We start from the raw sequence: 5,367 nt of genomic DNA, 5'->3' as shown, positions 1-5,367 counted from the left end.
TGTCAGGCGACAGGCAAAACTGATCCCCCGACGACACTCAAAACTGATCCCCCTCGTCGCCCGCGAGGACCCAGATGACGAACGCACAGAAGTCGGTACGCAGCCCTGGGAGGCTGCCGAGCACCGACACCATGAAGACACCCGACGACGTCGCCGCGATGAGGCGGCTGCATGCCCTTGGCTGGGGAGTGCGGCGCATTGCCCACGAACTGGGCATCAGCCCGAACACCGTCCGCCGCCACCTCCGTGCAGGGGAGTGGCGCAGCTACCAGACGCCGGAGCGCGAAAGCGCGCTCGACCCGCATCAGGAGTGGCTCCAGGCGCGCTTTCTGCAGCACCGGGGGAACGCCGCGGTGGTCCACGAGGAGCTGCGCCGCGAGCTCGGCGTCACCGTCTCGTTGCGGACCGTCGAGCGCGCCGTAGAGTCCCATCGAGACGAGCTTCGTGCCGAGGCGGTGGCGACCACCCGATTCGAGACCCCGCCTGGGCAGCAGATGCAGATCGACTTCGGCCAGCGGCGCGTGCGCATCGGCGACGAGGATGTCGTGGCGCACCTCTGCATCCTCACACTCGGGTACTCTCGGCGCACCTTCGCGATCGCCTACGCGTGCGAACGCCAGGCGCAGTGGCTCGAGGGCATCGAGGCCGCGTTCCAGCACTTCGGCGGGACGCCCGTTGAGCTGCTCATGGACAACGCGCGCGCCCTGGTGACCCACCACGACGCCGCGACGCGCGAGGTCACCTTCAACGAGACCTTCCGGGGCTTCTGCGAGCACTGGGGGGTGCGCCCGCGGGCGTGCGCCCCGTACCGCGCCCGTACGAAGGGCAAGGATGAACGCGCGGTTCAGTATGTCGGGCGGAACGCCATCGCCGGACGGACCTTCCGCTCGTGGGAGGACTTCAACGCCCACCTCGTGCGGTGGTCGCGGGAGATCGCCGACGTGCGGATCCACGGCACCACCGGCGACCGCCCGATCGACCGCTTCGAGCGTGCCGAGCGATCGGTACTGAAGCCGCTCCGCGCCGTGCCGTTTCTGCGCGTGCGGGAACTCTTCCGGAGGGTCCACACCGACGGGTGCGTCGAGGTCGACACCAACCACTACAGCGTCCCGTGGCGCCTCATCGGGAAGCGGGTCGTCGTGCGCATCCTGGACGGCAAGATGAGCGTGCTGCGGGGCGACACGACCGTCGCCTGCCACGATGCTCGGCCTCCCAGCCGCGCCCGGATCATCGACCGGACCCACCTGGCCGGGGTGGTTCGCCAGACCGAGGAGGCTCGCCTGACCGGAGGTAGCGCTCAAGTCGTCGTGACCGGCAACCTCCAGCGCCCGCTGAGCGAGTACGACGACTCCGTAGGCGGTGCGCTGTGATCGCCGAGGACACGCAGCTCCACGCCATGCTCAGTCGTTTGCAGCTCACCGGGATCCGGGACCGCCTCGACGCCTTGTTGGAGGAGGCGGCCCGGAAGGAGTTCGACCTGCGGCAGACCTTGTCGTACCTCTGCTCGGCTGAGGTCGAGTATCGCGACCAGCGCCGCGTCGCGATGGGGACGAGCATCGCGAAGTTCCCCTTCGTTCGCACGCTCGACGACTACGACTTCGACGCCCAGCCCTCCGTGGACGCGAAGCAGGTGCGCGATCTCGCCACGTGCCGGTGGGCTTCAACGCTCCCCAAATCTGGTCCACTCCCGCTCTCCAGAACTGGGCCCCTCCAAGATCGTGATCCGGTCCTCTCCGCCGCCCCCTGAGACACGAAAGCGGCCGCCCCCTCGTCAGGGACGACCGCCTCGTGGTGCCGAGTCAGCGTCGATCAGCCCATCGGCGTCCTCAACGACGGCCCGTCGATCCGGATGGTGTGGCACTTGTGACGCAGGCGGTCGAGCAGCGCCTGGACCATCGGCTTCTGTCCCAGGAAGGTGAACCAATCGTCGTAGTCGAGGTTGGTGGTCAGGATGGTGGACTTGCGCCCGTACCGCTCCTCCATCAGCTTGAAGAAGATGTTGGACTGCTCGGGCCGGAGGTTGAGGTACCCCATCTCATCGATGAGCAGCACATCGTAGGCACGGAGCTGGTTCAGCATGTGGCGGGTGGAGCGGTCGGCAAGCGAGGCGTACATCTCGTCGAAGAGGTCCTGGGCGCGGATGAAACGGCACCGGTAGCCGTTGACGAGCGCCTGGTGGAGCAGGCCGGAGGCGAGGCCGGTCTTCCCGACGCCGGTCGGCCCGATGAACACGAGGTTCTGGGCCGCCGGGACGAAGTCCAGGCCCGCGAGCTCGCGGATGGTCGCCGCCCTCACGCCCGGCTGGCGGTCGAACGGGAACGTGTCGATGGACCACACCTCGGGGAGGCGGGCTTGGCGGATGCGGTAGTCCAGGCTCTTCTGGCGCTGGTGGAGGTACTCCTCGCGAAGGACGCGGGCGAGGAAGTCCGCGTAGGAAGGCTGGTCCTTGGCCGCGCGCTCGAGTTCGCGGGCGATGACCTCGCGGGCGCGGGGGAGCTTGAGGCCCAGCAGGAGCTGGTCCAGATCGTCGTTCATGAGTCCTCTGGGGGGATGGGAAGGCGGAACAGCTCCCCGGCGAGCCCGCGGAGCACCATGCGCTCGATGCCACTGAGGTCGTGGAGCCCGTGGGCGACCGCGCTCACGAGCGCCGCGCGCAGGGTCTCGGTGGGGTAGTCGAGGAAGAGGCGGTGCAGGCGCCGGATCGGGACCCGCGCGCGACCCTTCTGGGTGCGGCGCAAGAGCTCGATCATCGCGACGAACTCCGGGCCGGCGGCGATGAGCGCGCTCTCCTCGGGGGCGACGGGATCGGCCTTGCGCGTCGCGCTGCGGCGCACCCGGGGCTCCAGGAGCTTTGCGCGCTCACGACGTCCCGGCTCGATGGCAGGGTAGTCGGCGACCACCTTGTGCCGGTGGAGGACGCGTACGCGGTCGATCGTCTCCTGCACCTCGACCTGCTCGTCGATGAGCTCCACTGGCACCGGGTAGGTGTTGTGGTGGAGGGAGATGTAACCCTCGACGTCCACCCGCCGGCTCGCGACGCGGACGACCTCCGGGATCCAGTCGGGGAGCGGCGCGAGGTGCGGTCGCTCGGCGGCGAACACCTCGACGGGGGCGGCGTGCAGGGAGCGCTTCTGGGCGCGGTTGACCTTCTCGCACCATGCATGGAGCTGAGCGTTGCCATCGGCGAGGTCGGCGAAGGATCGGCCGGCGTAGAAGTTGTTCTCGATGTGGTCGAACTGCCGCTCCACGTGGGCGGAGCGATTGGCGTCGCCCTTCTCGTGTGCCACGAAAACGAAACCAAACCGGCCGCCGAACGCCTCCATCTCGGGGGCGATCACCGCCCGCTTCCCGGTCCCGTGGGCCACGACGACGTTGGTGTTGTCGACCATGCAGCGTCGGCACGCGCCGCCGAAGAACCGGACGGCGTTGGTCAGGAAGGTCTTGGCATAGAAGCGGTCGAAGGTGGGGTATAGCTGGGCGTAGACCATCCGCGAATGCGCGAGCACCACCGATGCGCACTGCAGGAGGCGCGACCGGTCGCCGATCTGCACGACGTGGGGCGAGGTGTCGTGCTGCATCTCCTCGCCGGGCTCGAACGTGTACCGGCCTGCGGGGACCTTCTCCTTCACGCCGATCCGATGGCGACGGCAGAAGCCGGTCACCGTCGCGTAGGCGACCTCTACCCCGCCGGCGACGAGCTCCTCGTGCACCCGGACGAGGTTCCCGTCACAGTCCTCGAAGAGCTCCCGCACACGGTCGAGGTGTGCGTCGAGGAGCTCGGCGCGTACGAACTCCGGGCGCTCGGACTGCCCGCTCTTCACCACCTGCTGCACCGACGTGCGCGACAGGCCCAGCTCCTTGGCGATCCGCCGGGTGCCGCGGCCGCGGCGCGTCAGCTCCAGGATGGCGATGCGGACATCACGATCGAGCATCGAGTCCCTCCTCGGCGAGCAGCCCCGCCAGCGCGTCGAACGCGAGCCGCGCCTCCTGCCAGGCCCCGTCGAGGTGCGGTCGCCGGTGCGACGGGAGCCGCCCGTACGCGCCCTCCCGAAGGCCCTTCCGGGCCCGACCGCACACGCCCGCCACCGCCTCCACGTCGCGCAACGCGGTGAGATCCTCCTCGGGGTCGACCGGCTTCACGGCGTCCTCGGCCTTCAGGTAGAGCAGCGGCTGCTCGGCGATGCGTTGGCGGACCTCGGGATCGGCGGCCTTCCAGGCGGCGTAGAGGCGGGCGAGCTGGCGAACGGTGGGCCGGACCCTGCGGAGGCCCTCGACGAGGGTGGCGCATTGGGCCGCGTTGGCGCGCGCCATAGGGACCAGGAACTTCTCCGCGGCGTGCGGGACGAGGCGTCCCTCGCGGACCGCGGCCTGCACTGCCTCGGGCAGCGTGCGTACCAACGCAAGGCGCCGCGAGACCCAGCTCTGCGACTTCCCCAGCGCGATCGCCACGTCCGTCTGCGACTTGCCGTGGTCGAGGAGCGCGGCCACGAGCCAGCCCTCCTCGAGCGCGCTCCGCTGCCGCCCACCCTCGAGCCGGTGCCGCAGCACGAGCGCGTCGGCCTCGCCGACCTCCAGCGTCACGGCCTGCACGACGTCGCGGTGAAGCCGACGGAGCGCGTCGACGCGCCCGTACCCCTCGATGAGGACGAAGCGATCGCCCGCCGGCACGACGAGGACGGGGACCTGCTGTCCCTGCTGCGCGATCGCGGCTTCAAGGCGGGCTCGCCGCGTCGGATCGGCGATGCGGAGGGGGGCGTAGCGAAGGTCAAGCTGGCGAAGTTCGAGGGCGACCATGCCCCCACGCCTATGGAGGGGCCGGCCCAGGGGCCGTCTCCTGTCGCGCGGCCGCAGGGGGAACTCTGGGAATCTCGGGGCGTTGAACCCTGGGTTTCGGTGGCCTCTCGTGTCGCGCGAGCGCAACGATCACTTTGGCGACTTCCTCAAGAACTACCTTGGCTTCCACGCCGATCGCGTGTCGCACCACGGAGGGGTCGAAGTGCCGCATGGGGTCCAGGAGCACGACCTCAGGCGGGTCCGGCTCCTGCTTCGGGAGCTTCTTGCGGGTCCGGGTCGCCTGCACCTCGTCGGGGTGCTCGGCCCGCCACTTCGCGCACGCCCGCTTGTTCCTCGAGGCCTGGCAGGCCTCCCGGCCGCACACCCGGTGTCGCTTCCCGACGCGCGGGTCCACCTCGAACCAGCGCCGGCAGATCGCACAGGGTCGGGTCGTCGCCATCGGCTCCTCGTCGGGAGCCTCTCCTGTCGCCCGGTCGGGGCAGGTCAGGTGGCGATCGGAGCGCCTACGTCAAGCGGGTGGGGGTGGCCCAGTTTTGGAGAGCGGACCCGGGCCAGATCTGGGGAGCGGTGAAG

General features: G+C 69.8%; 5 protein-coding genes. 2 read left to right on the top strand and 3 right to left on the bottom strand.

Translation table 11 applies throughout. From position 1 onward, the window contains the following. The first annotated feature begins 74 nt into the window (after positions 1–74). Positions 75–1,370 (top strand): IS21 family transposase, encoded by a 1,296-nt coding sequence (gene istA / locus Q7W29_02140; GenBank protein ID MDO9170612.1) that lies wholly within the window; start codon positions 75–77, stop codon positions 1,368–1,370. Then, the gene (locus Q7W29_02135) at positions 1,367–1,747 is read left to right on the top strand and encodes an ATP-binding protein (GenBank protein ID MDO9170611.1); all 381 of its coding nucleotides are present in this window, start codon (positions 1,367–1,369) and stop codon (positions 1,745–1,747) included. Before istA (Q7W29_02140) ends, Q7W29_02135 begins: the two co-directional genes overlap by 4 nt. Positions 1,748–1,809: 62 nt before the next feature. Here Q7W29_02135 and istB read toward each other — a convergent pair whose 3' ends face one another. From istB to Q7W29_02120, 3 genes are read right to left on the bottom strand one after another with little or no spacing between them, the layout of a single operon-like run. Then, positions 1,810–2,535, bottom strand: a complete 726-nt coding sequence (istB, locus tag Q7W29_02130; protein MDO9170610.1) for an IS21-like element helper ATPase IstB — start codon at positions 2,533–2,535, stop codon at positions 1,810–1,812. Further along, positions 2,532–3,932, bottom strand: coding sequence for an IS21 family transposase (istA, locus tag Q7W29_02125; protein MDO9170609.1), 1,401 nt, complete (start codon positions 3,930–3,932; stop codon positions 2,532–2,534). The genes istB and istA (Q7W29_02125) overlap by 4 nt, the downstream gene beginning before the upstream one ends. Beyond that, entirely contained in the window at positions 3,919–4,794 is an 876-nt protein-coding gene (locus Q7W29_02120; GenBank protein MDO9170608.1) for a ParB N-terminal domain-containing protein, read from the bottom strand. Before Q7W29_02120 ends, istA (Q7W29_02125) begins: the two co-directional genes overlap by 14 nt. Positions 4,795–5,367 lie beyond the last annotated feature (573 nt).

The sequence above is a fragment of the bacterium genome (assembly GCA_030654305.1).
GTDB lineage: Bacteria > Krumholzibacteriota > Krumholzibacteriia > LZORAL124-64-63 > LZORAL124-64-63 > PNOJ01.
Note: the sequence above shows the minus strand (reverse complement) of the source record. Positions and strands in the feature narration are given on the sequence as shown.